Source organism: Aliinostoc sp. HNIBRCY26 (assembly GCF_050235535.1).
Classification (GTDB): Bacteria; Cyanobacteriota; Cyanobacteriia; order Cyanobacteriales; family Nostocaceae; genus Trichormus.
The window spans coordinates 203,380-216,475 of the sequence record NZ_CP189852.1; the positions used below are offsets into that span (position 1 = coordinate 203,380).

Here is a 13,096-nt window from a genome sequence, read left to right on the forward strand (position 1 = left end):
AAGGACTTTAGTCCTCTAATAAGAATTTTCATCTTTGTAATTACTTGAACTAGTTTGTTTTTCCAGTTGTTTTAATTATTGTTTATTTGATAATTTCCTGAAGATAAAAACTGAGTTTACTACCATTTCCAAAACTAGCCTATCTAAAATATCCTGTCTGGAAAAGGTATCTTTTATTCATAAGTATTTATTTCTTGAATAACTTGTTGATACTCTGCTTCTTGTCCATTGGATTTATAAATATCTGCAATTTTATGTAAATCACCAATTGCTTTTTTCTTATCTCCCATACTTACATATAATTTATATCTACTTATATAGCTTGCAATGAAGTTTGGATCTACTGCTATAGCTTGGCTATAATCAGATATTGCCCCTTTATTATCTCCCATTTGAGATTTTAAAAAACCTCTATTATCATAGGTAATAGGATTTTTAGGATTGAGTTTTATTGCTTTATTATAATCGTCAAAGGCTCGTTTAGGGTCTCCATTTTCTGCAAAGAACATACCTCTATTAACATAATGAGCAAAATTATTTGGTTCTAATTCAATAGCTTTATTATAAAAAGCTATAGCACTATCTTTATTTCCTAAATGCTCCTCTTTTATGCCAGATATAGTATTAAAAATGGGAACTTGGCTCAATTGACGTTGAGCATTATTAAAGACAATAAATAAATACAAAGAAAACAGTGTTATTATATATGATAAAAATTTGACTATTTTCATGAGCTTATTAAACTCCAAATGCCGTTTTAAGGAAATCATTTCCTATCCCAGTAAGGCTTTTTTCAAAGACTTACTAACTATTGCCGAGTTTAATATACCATTAAAGGGTTTGAGAATCTATTCTACACTCAAATTTTAGCGGGGTTAAAATACAAAAAGGACTTGATTCAACAGTTATTTCGGGAGGGTATGATGCGCGAATCAGTGATTTATCAAGATATTCTTTCCGAAGGTGAAAAAATCGGAGAACAACGAGGAGAACAACGAGAATGATCGCTTATTTTTCGTCAACTTACTCGTCGTGTGGGAGAATTACCACAGTCACTGCGAGAACGGGTAGAAACTCTCTCTTTAGAACAAGTAGAACATCTGGGAGAAGCTCTGTTAGATTTTCAGGCGATCGCGGATTTAGAAACGTGGTTAAATACAATAGATTCCTAAAAAAGCTAAGAATCTCCCGACTATCTGCAAAATCAACTTCGCATCACTTAATAGTCGGGAGATATCTAATTATCTACTGTGAGATTTTTCTGGCATCACCATATTAACTGCCACCTTACCATTTTTACCGTTGGTATGATGGGTATGGCCGTTGTTGTTTCGGGGTTGAATTACGCCATAACCGCCATGATTGCGTTCGTAAATGACGTTAATCTCACCACTTTCAGCATTGCGGAACATATAAAAATCATGTCCCACTAACTGTAACTGTTCTAAAGCTTCTGCAACCGTCATCGGTGGCATGGAAAAATATTTGGTACGGACAACTTCTTGGGGGAGTTCGGGAGTGCGATCGCCGATTAAATCTGCAACTACTGGTTGTGGTACTACTACTTCATTAGTGGGTTGAGCTTGAGTTTTCTTGTCTTGTTTTCTTTCTTTATATTTTCGCAGTTGTCTGGCAATTTTATCTGCAACTAAATCAATACTAGCGTACAAGTTTTCGCTGCTTTCCTCGGCGCGGATGACACTACCATTTGCAAATATAGTGACTTCAGCCGCTTGTTTAGGACTAATTCGGGGATTGCGAGCTACGCTAAGGTGGACATCCACTTCGTTGGTGATGTTCTGGAAGTGACTAACTGCTTTTTCAATTTTTTGATGCACATATTCTCGAATCGCATCGGTAATTTCAATATTTTTGCCGTGGATGACAAGCTTCATGTAAACTCTCCCGCTCGATAGCTCAATATTTAATGTGATGTCGTCTTAGTAAGAAAAGAGATTGCGGTAAGTTATGTCACTGCACCAACACCTATTGAGGAATATTAAAACGTACTGCAAGTACGACATAGTGTAAAAAAGCACTAAGTCAAAGTAGGAGAAAACCTGAAAACCAGCTTTCTTGATTTCACCTTGCACCCTTTTACCTTTGCCTTTGTGTACTAGTCTGTTTACTCCCATTTTTTGCATCTATATAGTTATTCTTATGTACACTCTTGACTCTGCTCCTTGATTTGCTGCGATTCGCTTGCCCCAAATTAGGCGATCGCTCTAATTGATTGCCAGACAATTAGGATCATCGCCTTTTTTTCTCAATTAAGGTAGCCTCATTAATGGCTGTTTTGACTAACTGACGCATCAAAACAAACTTTACATAACCCATAGTAGTTACTTTTTGTTTGTTAAAGGAGATTTGTTTGCTTTTTTGTGAGAGTATACAAGTCCTTCAGATGTAAAAAGATATGAAATTCATCAGCCAGTACATTCGTTCCTCTTCTCTTGGCGTGATGCTTATTGTAGGAATTCCTCCCAACACCTTTGTGTTTATATATTCAAACTAGCACTTTGTTTTTCCCAAAGATGATTCCCTTGATGTTCCTTTAAAATCCTTTGCATAGCTTGACAATTGTTGAAGATATTCCTAGAACTTGCAATATATTTAGTTGTTAATACAGTTGATATTCGTTATGAGCCGTAGTAATGAGTCAGCACAAGTAAAATATTGTTTGCTATACAATCAGGGGTTGATACCTTACCAAAAAGCCCATGAATGGCAAAAATCCCTCTTAACGGAGAGGATTCATCACCCTGATTTGGAAGATGTATTAATTTTGCTAGAACATCCCCCTGTCTACACCTTGGGACAAGGTAGCAACGCAGAATTCCTCAAATTTGACGTAAATCAACAGTTGTTCGAGGTATACAGAACAGAACGTGGCGGGGAAGTAACTTATCACTGTCCCGGACAATTAGTGGGATATCCGATTTTAAATCTGCACCGTTATCATAAAGACTTACATTGGTACTTGCGGCAGTTAGAAGAAGTAATCATTCGCGTGCTTGCAGTTTACGGTTTAACAGGCGATCGCATTCCGTCTTTGACTGGTGTATGGTTAGAAGGACGTAAGGTGGCTGCAATTGGAATTAAAGTCAGTCGTTGGATTACCATGCACGGTTTCGCTTTAAACGTGTGTCCTGATATGACAGGCTTTAGCCGCATTGTTCCCTGTGGTATTGCAGATAAACCAGTCGGTAGTTTAGCCGAATGGATTCCTGGAATTACCTGCGATGAAATACGTCCTCATATCGCCCAAGCTTTTACGGAAGTATTTGGTGTCAAATTTATCGAGGCAATTGTGAAATAATTGTGCTGTTTTCAGTATTTTTAGATGTAAATATGTAATGGGTGCAATTTACTTTTAATGAGAAATATCAAGTAATAAAAAGCAAATATCTGTATATTTGAGATTTTAATTGAGCAAGTTAGAATGTGATTGTCTGGCACTCTCAAAGCCCACTTTTTGTATCAGTTGACGCAAATTGCACCTGTGACATATCCAAACACTCCACAGACTTACGCCCCAGTGTTTACGTCTCTTAGAGAAAGAGACTGGAAAGTTCTCACAGAACTTTTTGACAGACACGATAGCGAAGAAATTGAAGCTGACATCAACACCAATTTGTTGTTCATGATTCCTGAACCATGTTGGGAAGACGATCCCTTTGACTTCTTACGAGAATATCTTTAAAAGTGGTGAGTGCTGTTAGCGGAAGCGGGGCGTTTAGCCCGTGCTGAGTTTTGAGTTTTGAGTTTTGTGAGTAGTAGCAAAGCGTTTAGCCGATACTGACTTCCGACAAAACCAATTTCCTTAAACTTAGTAAGGTTGTCACCCATTCAAATTAAGCATACACTTACCACTCATTACTCATTACTCATCACTCATTACTCATTACTCATTACTCAGCACTCATCACTCACTCAGGGGGTAAGCATCACATGGCTAGATTCAGTTTTAGAAATTGGCTGTGTTGGTGTCTAGTTGTGTGTGTGAGTTGTGTCTTCCTTTCTGGCTGTAGCGTTAATTCGAGTACGGCTAAAACCTTACGTGCTGCGACTGAACCAGCGTTTCCCCCTTTTGAGTTTCAAGGACAAGGTGGAGAATTGCAGGGTTTTTCCATTGATTTAATGAATGCAGTTGCCTCATCTGCTAACTTGCAAGTAAAATTCCAAAGTTTGCCATTTGATGGGATTATCCCAGCTTTACAGGCCAAAACCGTAGATGCAGCCATCAGTTCTATTACTATCACGTCCGAACGCGCCAAAGCTGTAGCTTTCTCCCGTCCCTATTTTAAAGCCGGATTAGCGATCGCTATTCAGGAAAATAATCCCAATATTACAGGTTTTGACAGTCTCAAAAATAAAAAAATTGCCGTCCAAATTGGTACAACCGGCGCAGAGAAAGCTAAAAGTATCCCAGGCGCAGAAATTCGCAGTTTTGACTCTGCACCTTTAGCCCTACAAGAATTACTTAACGGTAATGTAGATGCAGTTATTAATGATGCACCAGTAACTTTATATGCTATTAATACAGGCAATCTCAAAGGTATTAAAGTTGTAGAACAATTACTTACAGAGGAATATTATGGCATCGCCACAGCCCAAAATTCCCCGAATTTATCACTTATTAATAATGGATTAGATATAGTTTTAAAAAACGGCACTTATAATCAAATTTATCAAAAATGGTTTAACGCTACTCCGCCACAACTACCAGATAAATCACCATTTGCTAATCAAACTAACACAGATAAAGGTAGCATATTTGCCTCAATTGGTTTAATTTTACAAGCTTTACCAACTCTATTACAAGGTGCATTAATCACCCTACAACTTACAGTGCTTTCTGTTGTGTTGGGTTTAATTGCTGGTTCATTAATCGGTATTGTACGCCTTTCTAAAATTACTCTTTTGCGCTGGTTAGCGAGAGCTTATGTTGACTTTTTTCGAGGTACGCCTTTACTCGTCCAAATTTTTATGATTTATTTTGGCATCCCCGCCATTGCTCAAGAACTGAATTTTACTTTTACATTTGATCGTTTAGTCGCTGGGGTAATTGCCTTAAGTTTAAATTGTGCAGCTTATATTGCTGAAATTGTTCGTGCTGGTATTCAATCAATTGAACCAGGACAAGCAGAAGCAGCTAAATCATTAGGCTTCAATCCTATCTTAACAATGCGTTTGGTGATTTTCCCCCAAGCTTTTCGGCGGATGTTACCAGCTTTAGGAAATGAATTTATTAGTTTGTTAAAAGATACTTGTTTAGTAGCAGTTATTGGATTTGAAGAATTATTTCGCAAGGGACAATTGATTGTTGCTGCCAACTATCGTCCGTTTGAAATTTATGCAGCAGTCGCCTTAGTTTATCTATGTTTAACGCTGTTATCTTCTCAAGCTTTTAGTCGGTTAGAAATTTTAATGAATCCCACTCAATCAGGTAAAGTTAGTACAGATATTACCTCTAATGTGACTAGAAAATAAAATTGTCACAGCTAGATATAGAGGCAAAATTAAGCTCGATACTCTCCAATTACCTCAATTTTTCCTACAATGTTGGCGTTCAAATCTTCTAATTCTTCACATGGAATCCACCATTCCGTATGATGTGAAGCCCCAACTTGATGAATTTCATATCTATCCATAAATACTTTCTTGACTTCAAAGCGTGTGACATAACCCACACCACTATCTCTAATATTCCATTTATCCCTCTTTTGTTACTTTAGGAAAAGAAAAATTGACAAGAGATTCAACTAGCAACAGAGAAACTGACTGGAGAAGCGCGAAAATCATTCATAAAGTCGATTAATTTCAAAAAGCAACGCTTCATACCAGGAATGTTAAATACTGTGAGCCAAGGTTGAATCAAACAGTAAAAAATATAGGGTTGAATGAGCAATCTAAGATTATTTAAAGCACTCTTCCATGTTATACCAGATTCCCAATTAGGATGTTGACTATATTGATAAATATTAAAGTCTATTGATGAAGGTGATTCTGAACTAGATGTTGATTGAGTTTGGGCATAAAGTTGAAAATAAGTAGCCTGAATGCTAACTAAAAGGTAAGCACTAAAAATGATTTCCCACCAGCGTTCAATACTTTCATAATCAGTCAGACGAAAATCAGCCCAACCCAGTTCATTTTTAACTTCTTTAAAACCATATTCAATCCAGTTTCTTAAACTATAAAGTTGCGCGACATTCAGTGACAAATCAGTTGATAAATTAGTCATGATGTACCAACTTTCATCTCCAGTGGGGTCGGGTGTATTAACTTTACTGATTTGGTAATATCTGATGCGGCGACGTTGACCAAAAATAATTTCTCTCAGGTAACGAGTTTCTAATTGACGATGTGAAAGCTTTTGCTCATAAGCTTTCCAACGATTATAACGTTTTCGGCTTCCTGGGGGCATTAACACTCCATGATTGGAGCGAATTGCTACGATAAACTCTAGTTCTAATTTTTCTAAACATCTAATTACATCTCCACTCTCACCATATAAACTATCTGCTAACACTAATTTAATTTTGAAACCCCATTCTTTCAACTCTTGAATAATCTCTACCGCTATTTGGGGTTTGCTCTTATATTTATCCCCTTCTTTTAAGCGATTTTTCGGTTTAAATATTTGGAATATTAAAGGATAAGTGATTCCATCTACTACACCATAAGCATTTACGGATACTATTCCATTCTCTGTTTTACCTAAGTTTCCAATATATTGCCTAGTCACATAATCTGTTGATTTTCCCTTTTTTTGATCTCCGGTTTCGTCAATACATAAAATTATTTCTCTTTCTCCAATAAACATTTTTGTTAACCATAGCCTTATTTCTCTTAATTTTTTGATATCCCACAGTGCATCTCTCAGGAAATGATGTAGTGTTTGGCTATCTTTTAGCCCCACTGTTTTAGCTATTTCTGGCAGAGTTTTTCTCTTAATTTCTGAAAGTATGCCCAAATGTAAGAATTTGAATGCTTCAAAATGCCTCACATCCTCAAATACTGAATAATAGTGCTGGCAATAGTTATCTATGAATGCCACTGTGCTTACTGGCTGTCTACGCGCTGTAACCATTCCTCTTACTTGCTTTGTCTGCTTTCTTCCTGATTATACTTTCCCCGTAGTAACAAAAGAGGGTTAATACCAATTTAATATGAAGTTGCATATAATAGGGGGAGGTAAATGTGATAAGTCCTCAGACCTATGAGCCGCCCGTTTAAGATAGAAATCGTGGAGAGCGAAGAAGAACTCAAAAAACGCCTGCAAACAGCCAGTGAAGGTAGCCAAAAAGAAAAGCTACAGATGTTGTGGTGGCTCAAGAGTGGGCAGGTAAAGGAGCAGCAAGAAATTGGAAAACGCTTGGCCAGAGATACTTCGACGGTGACGAGATGGTTACAGAGGTATAGAGGGGGTGGATTGTCTGAGTTATTAGCAGTGAAGAAAGCACCAGGGGCAAAACGAAAAATTACTGAAGAGGCGATCGCTTCATTAAAGCAAGAGTTGGAAACAGGAGAAGGATTTAGCAGTTACAGAGCAATAGTCGAGTGGTTGAAACTCAAACATGGATTGGATATCGAGTATGGAACAGTCTATGACTGGGTGAGATATCGTTTAGGAGCGAAACTCAAAGTACCACGACCCCAAAGCTATCAGCAGGATGAAAAACTCAGAGCCGAATTTAAAAAAAACTCGGTGTGCTGATAGTTAGTCTCGAACAACTGCTAGCACCAGGTAAAACTGTGCGCTACCTGTGTCAAGATGAAACGAGAGTGGGACTCAAAACCCTCACAGGCAAAGTAATTACAGCTAGAGGAGTTAAACCTACTGTTGAGGTGAAATGGCTGCGGGAAAATTTTTGGATTTATGGTGCAATTGAACCGTTGACTGGAAAGCATTTCCAGCATGAATACCCCAAACTCAATGGCGACTATTTTCAGCAGTTTTTAGACTGGCTATCTGAACAATTAGGCTCCGATTACGCCATTTTACAGATTGATCAAGCTCCTGCCCATACTAGTTCTACGATTCGTTGGCCAGACAATATTATTCCTCTACTACAACCATCTCATTCTCCCGAACTTAATCCCATCGAGAGGCTTTGGCAATTTCTCAAAAAATCTCTCAAAAATGTACTTTTCTCTTCTTTACAAGATTTACGTGAGCGCATTCAGCAGCTATTTGACCAATTAACTTTTGAACAAGTCATGTCTGTGTCTTCTTATGACTTTATTTTAGAAGCTCTTTTATATGCAGCTTCATATTAAATTGGTATTAGTAGCTATTTCTTTAGCATATTGTTCGTTCGTAACCGGATAAAAAATTGGTTGTTCCGGTAGTCTAGGCGGCCATTTACGGTAGCCACTTTGTTTTACTAGCTCTAATTCTTTTGCCCCCGTCGGACGATATAAAGTTACTGTTTCTTCCATATATGTTATTTATTTTTATCACGATTTTAATTCTTAGTTTATGGGAAAAATTGATCAGATGGATATAGTAAATTTTTACTTTCTTTGACTCACACTCCAATACTTCCCAGGATATGTAAATTCATTATCATCCCAAATCCCAATTTTTTGCTACTGGGCTTGAGCTTATGTTCATATCCCCCAATTCTCAAAGACTTCGGGGATATGATACCAAGTCAAAATTAATTTTTAATACTTATGTTCCAGTTCGCGATAATTCTCTTTCTGAAGCATCCACCGCATCTGCTCAATTTTCGCTGATTCGGCTTGATTATTTGCTTCTATTACATCTAAACAATTTTTTAATTTTGTCGCTAAAATCTGCACACATGGTTCTCCCAACATACCTAAATGTGTACCTGGAACTTCGTGAATTTCTACCCCCTGTTGAGCCATAGCACCCCAGCCTCTACAGGGTTGAAACTGACACCATCTCAGGATTTCTTTGGTAGTAAATAAAGTTACTTTGCCAGCGTAGGGTTTGACTACATAATCCGCCATTGTGGCTTGTTTGAGAGCTTCTATTAATGCCATGTTATAAGGGTTGGCATCTTCTGTAAAAGAATGTTCATTCCATAGGTCAAATTTGCTACTCGTCTTACCAGTTAACATTGACTGGAACCAATCTATTTTTGCTAAAACATAGTTCCATCTATCTACAGATGGCAGTCGTAGTAGGGTGAGGAAGTAGACATACAGTGTCCGTAAGAGGGAGGGATTATTGATATATAGACTGGGGCTATAGGTATCAAACATTGCCAGTAATTCGACGCGATCGCCTGATGCTACTAACTGACGCGCCATTTCATAGGCAACTGTCCCACCACTGGAAAAACCAGCCAGTAAATAAGGGCCTTGCGGTTGAACGGTGCGAATTTCTTTAATGTAGTCACCAGCCATATCCTCAACTCTGGTGTGAGGTGCTTGTTTCCCGTCTAGTCCTCGTGCTTGCAGTCCATACACTGGTTGTTCTGCACCGAGATGACGCACTAAATTTTGATAACCAATCACATTACCGCCAAGGGCATGAATCAAAAATAGGGGGCGTTTCGTATTGCTACCTGGTTGAATAGTTACTAAAGAAGACCAAGACACTGAGATATTTGATTTGCTGAGAATGCTAGCTAATTGCTCTATGGTCGGTGATTGTAATAAGGTAGCTAGGGGCAGTTTTTGACCAAATTTCTTCTCAATTTGGGTAAATAATTTGACTGCCAGTAGGGAATTTCCGCCTAAATCAAAGAAGTTATCATTGATACCAACTAACTCTATACCTAAAACCTCTGACCAAATTCGCCCTAACTCGATTTCTACAGTATTTCTAGGCGCGACAAAGGCTTTTTCTAGTTCTGGTCGGCTTTGGTCGGGGATGGGTAGAGCGCGGCGGTCTACTTTACCATTGGGAGTGAGTGGAATTTGGGCGATCGCAATAAAAGCTGATGGAATCATATATTCTGGCAGTTTAGTTTGCAAAAATCGCCGCAATTCGTTCATAGTAATTGTAGAATCGTCATTGATGACTACATACGCCACCAATCGCTTATTTCCTGGCTCATCTTCCCTCGCTATCACGACAGTTTCCTGTACAGAGTCGTGTTGTGTTAGTACACTCTCAATTTCCCCCAACTCGATACGGAAACCGCGAATTTTCACTTGATGGTCAATCCGGCCCAGGAATTCAATATTACCATCGCTGAAATAACGGGCTAAATCCCCAGTTTTGTATAGTTTGGAATTGCCAAAGGGACTGGGAATAAATTTTTGGGCTGTGAGTTCCGGTTGATTTAAATAGCCAGAGGCTAAACATTCTCCACCAATATATAACTCTCCAGTCACACCAATGGGGCAAGGATTGAGGTAATCATCCAGAATGTAATATTGGGCATTTTGGATGGGTTTGCCATAGGGAATACTCTTCCAATGCGGTTCGACTTTGCCGATAGGATAATAATTTGACCAAACAGTAGCTTCCGTTGCTCCCCCTAAACTAATTACCTCTACCCCTGGGAAGGTGGTTTTAAGTAAATCTGGCAGGGTTACAGGTATCCAATCACCACTCATAAATACTAGGCGCAATTGGGGGTGGTAATTATTTTCCTGCACCTTGGGGAAAAATTGGGCTAGTTGTTGCAGTGCAGGCGGCGCAGAATCCCAGAATGTAATCTGCTCATGGCAGAGAATATGCAGTAACGCTTCTGGATCTCGAATATCATGACTAGAAACAACTCGAATTGAACCACCTGCGGCTAATAGGCCAAAAATGTCATAAACTGACAGGTCAAAGCATAAAGAAGTGATAAATAATACTCTATCTTGAGCATTCACATTGAATGTTTTGTTCACCCATTCAATCAGGTTAATTACTGGTTGATGACGAACTACAACCCCCTTTGGTGTACCTGTAGAACCGGAGGTAAAAATCACATAGGCTACATCATCAGAACTTGCAGATGTTGGTAAATTTTCGGTTGGGAGTAAGTCTAAATCAGAACGATACCAAATTGAGGGTTTAGGGGAGAAAATTTGTTTTTGATTCTCTGTGTCTGCTTTATCTAAACAGAGGATGTGTTGTAGTGCGCTGAGTTCTAATTCCTGAATGTTAGCTAACAGGCTCGTTTGTGTGACTAGACAGTTAATCTGCAAAGAAGACAGCAGTAATTGAATGCGCGCTTTGGGAAAACTCGGTTCTAGGGGAACATATGCACCACCAGCTTTTAAAATCCCTAAAACAGCCGGAATCATTTCTAGCGATCGCTCTAAATATACAGCAACTAATACCCCTGGTTTGACTCCTAGTTGTTGCAGGTGATGAGCTAACTGATTAGCTCTACAGTTCAACTCTTTATAGGTGAGTTGTTCGGCTCCACAAACTACGGCGATAGCATCGGGTGTCTTTTCTACTTGCGCCTCAAACAGTTGATGGATACAAAGTTGCTCTGCAAAATCTGCTTGTGTATGATTCCACTCCACCAACATTTGGTGTTTTTCTGTTGTCGTCAATAGTGGTAGTTGTCCTAAACTCTGGCTAGAATCAGTCGCCATACTCGCCAATATCGTCTGAAGATGTCCCAACATCCGACAAATTTTGGCATCATCGAATTTTTGACGGTCATATTTGAGTTTCAACAACAATTCTGACTCTCCATAGCCAACCAATGTCAGAGGAAAGTTAGTTTGTTCTTCGAGTCGGAATTCTAAGTTTTCCCATCTCTTGTCTTGAGAGCGCAAAGCCGAATTCAATTCATAATTTTCAAATACTACAATGCTGTCAAATAAGGAAGTTCCACCAGGGACATCACTCCATCGCTGAATATTAACGAGGGGGGTATGTTCATAGTCTCGCAAAGTTACCCACTGCGATCGCAATTCTTGAAGCCAATTTACAAGCGGTTTTTCCCCAGACACATTGACGCGTACCGGTAAGGTATTAATCAACAGTCCCACCATCGACTCCGCACCAGCTACAGAGGAGTGACGACAGGCTCTTGTCGCACCAAAAACAATGTCAGACTCGCCACTATAACGACTCAACAATAAACCCCAAGCACCTTGCACTAAGGTATTGAGTGTGAGTTGATGTTGTTTAGCGAAAGTTTGCAACATCTGTGTAGTGGTTTGAGAAAGTCGGATAGTTTGTTCTCTAAAACCGCTTTCCTCACGAGGGTTTGAATCTACTAATAAAGGTGTGGGTGCGGTAAAACCTTTGAGTAAATTTCGCCAAAATCCTTCATTCTGAGACCAATCTTGTTGCTCTAACCATGCAATGTGGTCTTGATAAGGGCGAGGTAAAGGAAGTTGTAAATCTTTTCCTTGAAGGAAAGCATCATAAAAGGCAAACAATTCTTTAATGATGATGTACAAAGAACGACCATCTAATAAAGCATGGTGAAATGTCCATACAAATTGATAGCAAGATTCTCCTAAACGAAATAATGCTAAACGCATCAATGGCGCAATATTTAACTCAAACCCCAACAGGCGATCGCTTTGCAGATAAGCCTGTAATTTAGTGGATTGTTCCGTTTCAGATAGCCTACTCCAATCCTGTTGTTTTAAAGGAATTGTTACTGCTGGATGGACGCATTGTAGAGGTTCTCGTCCATTTTCCCAATCAAAGCTACTTCTTAAAACTGCGTGTCTTGCTAAAACTGTTTGCCATGCTTTTTGGAATGCGTCAATATCAATTTTTTCTTTAACTAAACAGACCACCTGCTCAATATCCACTCCCGATTCTTGAGCAAGCAGACTGTTAAACAGCATTCCTTGTTGAATAGATGAAAGTTGATAGGAATTGTTTAAGTTGACTAAATTCATTTTTTTGCTCTAGCTAGTCAGTAGGGAAAAATAGTTGTTAAAAACTTTAGTGTCAAGCTGAAAAGTAGATGATTTAAATGCACCGCCACACATAGTAATAATTCGATGATGACAAATCATTTATCTGAATCATTACTAAATGAATAACCAATTAAATGAAGCAAAAACTGGCAAATTCAAAAGCTATCACTAGAATTTACCAGCTAATATTTAGCATTCTGTGTAAAGTTAATAAAGAATCATCTAATTCTTAAAAAGAAAATATAAAGATAAATTTTATTATTCGGTAATTCTG

Annotated in this window: 12 protein-coding genes and 1 pseudogene; 6 read left to right on the forward strand and 7 right to left on the reverse strand. The window is 38.5% G+C overall.

Annotated features, from left to right (window positions below):
* Positions 1 to 173: 173 nt before the first annotated feature.
* On the reverse strand, positions 174 to 731 hold the full coding sequence (locus ACQFX9_RS00790) for a tetratricopeptide repeat protein (protein ID WP_427160275.1): 558 nt from the start codon (positions 729 to 731) through the stop codon (positions 174 to 176).
* Between the two features lie 123 nt (positions 732 to 854).
* On the opposite strand from ACQFX9_RS00790, the pseudogene ACQFX9_RS00795 reads away from it, so the two are divergent.
* Positions 855 to 1,172, forward strand: a pseudogene (locus ACQFX9_RS00795) (DUF4351 domain-containing protein); the annotation flags it as partial.
* A gap of 69 nt (positions 1,173 to 1,241) precedes the next feature.
* On the opposite strand, the gene hpf reads toward ACQFX9_RS00795, so the two are convergent.
* Positions 1,242 to 1,895, reverse strand: a complete 654-nt coding sequence (gene hpf, locus ACQFX9_RS00800; protein WP_427160276.1) for a ribosome hibernation-promoting factor, HPF/YfiA family — start codon at positions 1,893 to 1,895, stop codon at positions 1,242 to 1,244.
* A gap of 746 nt (positions 1,896 to 2,641) precedes the next feature.
* On the opposite strand from hpf, the gene lipB reads away from it, so the two are divergent.
* Positions 2,642 to 3,319 (forward strand): lipoyl(octanoyl) transferase LipB, encoded by a 678-nt coding sequence (gene lipB / locus ACQFX9_RS00805; protein ID WP_427160277.1) that lies wholly within the window; start codon positions 2,642 to 2,644, stop codon positions 3,317 to 3,319.
* A gap of 183 nt (positions 3,320 to 3,502) precedes the next feature.
* On the forward strand, positions 3,503 to 3,703 hold the full coding sequence (locus ACQFX9_RS00810; protein ID WP_103140857.1) for a hypothetical protein: 201 nt from the start codon (positions 3,503 to 3,505) through the stop codon (positions 3,701 to 3,703).
* Here the strand turns inward: ACQFX9_RS00810 and ACQFX9_RS00815 are convergent.
* Complete coding sequence (locus ACQFX9_RS00815; RefSeq protein WP_427160278.1) at positions 3,700 to 3,849, reverse strand: hypothetical protein; 150 nt, start codon at positions 3,847 to 3,849, stop codon at positions 3,700 to 3,702. The two genes, ACQFX9_RS00810 and ACQFX9_RS00815, sit on opposite strands and share 4 nt — an antisense overlap.
* 102 nt (positions 3,850 to 3,951) lie before the next feature.
* On the opposite strand from ACQFX9_RS00815, the gene ACQFX9_RS00820 reads away from it, so the two are divergent.
* Positions 3,952 to 5,493 (forward strand): ABC transporter permease subunit, encoded by a 1,542-nt coding sequence (locus tag ACQFX9_RS00820; RefSeq protein WP_427160279.1) that lies wholly within the window; start codon positions 3,952 to 3,954, stop codon positions 5,491 to 5,493.
* A 29-nt stretch (positions 5,494 to 5,522) separates the two neighbouring features.
* On the opposite strand, the gene ACQFX9_RS00825 is transcribed toward ACQFX9_RS00820, so the two are convergent.
* Both ACQFX9_RS00825 and ACQFX9_RS00830 read right to left on the reverse strand, forming a co-directional pair.
* Positions 5,523 to 5,693, reverse strand: coding sequence for a hypothetical protein (locus ACQFX9_RS00825; protein ID WP_427160280.1), 171 nt, complete (start codon positions 5,691 to 5,693; stop codon positions 5,523 to 5,525).
* 68 nt (positions 5,694 to 5,761) lie between these two features.
* Positions 5,762 to 7,096 (reverse strand): IS701 family transposase, encoded by a 1,335-nt coding sequence (locus tag ACQFX9_RS00830; RefSeq protein WP_427156771.1) that lies wholly within the window; start codon positions 7,094 to 7,096, stop codon positions 5,762 to 5,764.
* A 129-nt stretch (positions 7,097 to 7,225) separates the two neighbouring features.
* Between ACQFX9_RS00830 and ACQFX9_RS00835 the strand changes: the two genes are divergently transcribed.
* Positions 7,226 to 7,723, forward strand: coding sequence for a helix-turn-helix domain-containing protein (locus ACQFX9_RS00835; RefSeq protein ID WP_427160281.1), 498 nt, complete (start codon positions 7,226 to 7,228; stop codon positions 7,721 to 7,723).
* Positions 7,717 to 8,286 carry an IS630 family transposase gene (locus ACQFX9_RS00840; protein WP_427156769.1) on the forward strand — a complete coding sequence of 190 codons (570 nt, stop codon included), beginning with the start codon at positions 7,717 to 7,719 and terminating at the stop codon, positions 8,284 to 8,286. Before ACQFX9_RS00835 ends, ACQFX9_RS00840 begins: the two co-directional genes overlap by 7 nt.
* Here the strand turns inward: ACQFX9_RS00840 and ACQFX9_RS00845 are convergent.
* A complete protein-coding gene (locus tag ACQFX9_RS00845) occupies positions 8,278 to 8,448 on the reverse strand; it encodes a hypothetical protein (RefSeq protein WP_427160282.1) in 171 nt (56 codons plus the stop codon). The genes ACQFX9_RS00840 and ACQFX9_RS00845 overlap by 9 nt on opposite strands.
* A 228-nt stretch (positions 8,449 to 8,676) precedes the next feature.
* Entirely contained in the window at positions 8,677 to 12,801 is a 4,125-nt protein-coding gene (locus ACQFX9_RS00850; RefSeq protein ID WP_427160283.1) for an amino acid adenylation domain-containing protein, read from the reverse strand.
* Positions 12,802 to 13,096: the final 295 nt, after the last annotated feature.

Excerpts from the sequence above, each read along its gene's own strand:
- ACQFX9_RS00790 (WP_427160275.1), bottom strand. The coding sequence starts at position 731 with ATGAAAATAGTCAAATTTTTATCATATATAATAACACTGTTTTCTTTG.
- hpf (WP_427160276.1), bottom strand. The coding sequence starts at position 1,895 with ATGAAGCTTGTCATCCACGGCAAAAATATTGAAATTACCGATGCGATT.
- lipB (WP_427160277.1), top strand. The coding sequence starts at position 2,642 with ATGAGCCGTAGTAATGAGTCAGCACAAGTAAAATATTGTTTGCTATAC.
- ACQFX9_RS00815 (WP_427160278.1), bottom strand. The coding sequence starts at position 3,849 with ATGGGTGACAACCTTACTAAGTTTAAGGAAATTGGTTTTGTCGGAAGT.
- ACQFX9_RS00820 (WP_427160279.1), top strand. The coding sequence starts at position 3,952 with ATGGCTAGATTCAGTTTTAGAAATTGGCTGTGTTGGTGTCTAGTTGTG.
- ACQFX9_RS00830 (WP_427156771.1), bottom strand. The coding sequence starts at position 7,096 with ATGGTTACAGCGCGTAGACAGCCAGTAAGCACAGTGGCATTCATAGAT.
- ACQFX9_RS00835 (WP_427160281.1), top strand. The coding sequence starts at position 7,226 with ATGAGCCGCCCGTTTAAGATAGAAATCGTGGAGAGCGAAGAAGAACTC.
- ACQFX9_RS00845 (WP_427160282.1), bottom strand. The coding sequence starts at position 8,448 with ATGGAAGAAACAGTAACTTTATATCGTCCGACGGGGGCAAAAGAATTA.
- ACQFX9_RS00850 (WP_427160283.1), bottom strand. The coding sequence starts at position 12,801 with ATGAATTTAGTCAACTTAAACAATTCCTATCAACTTTCATCTATTCAA.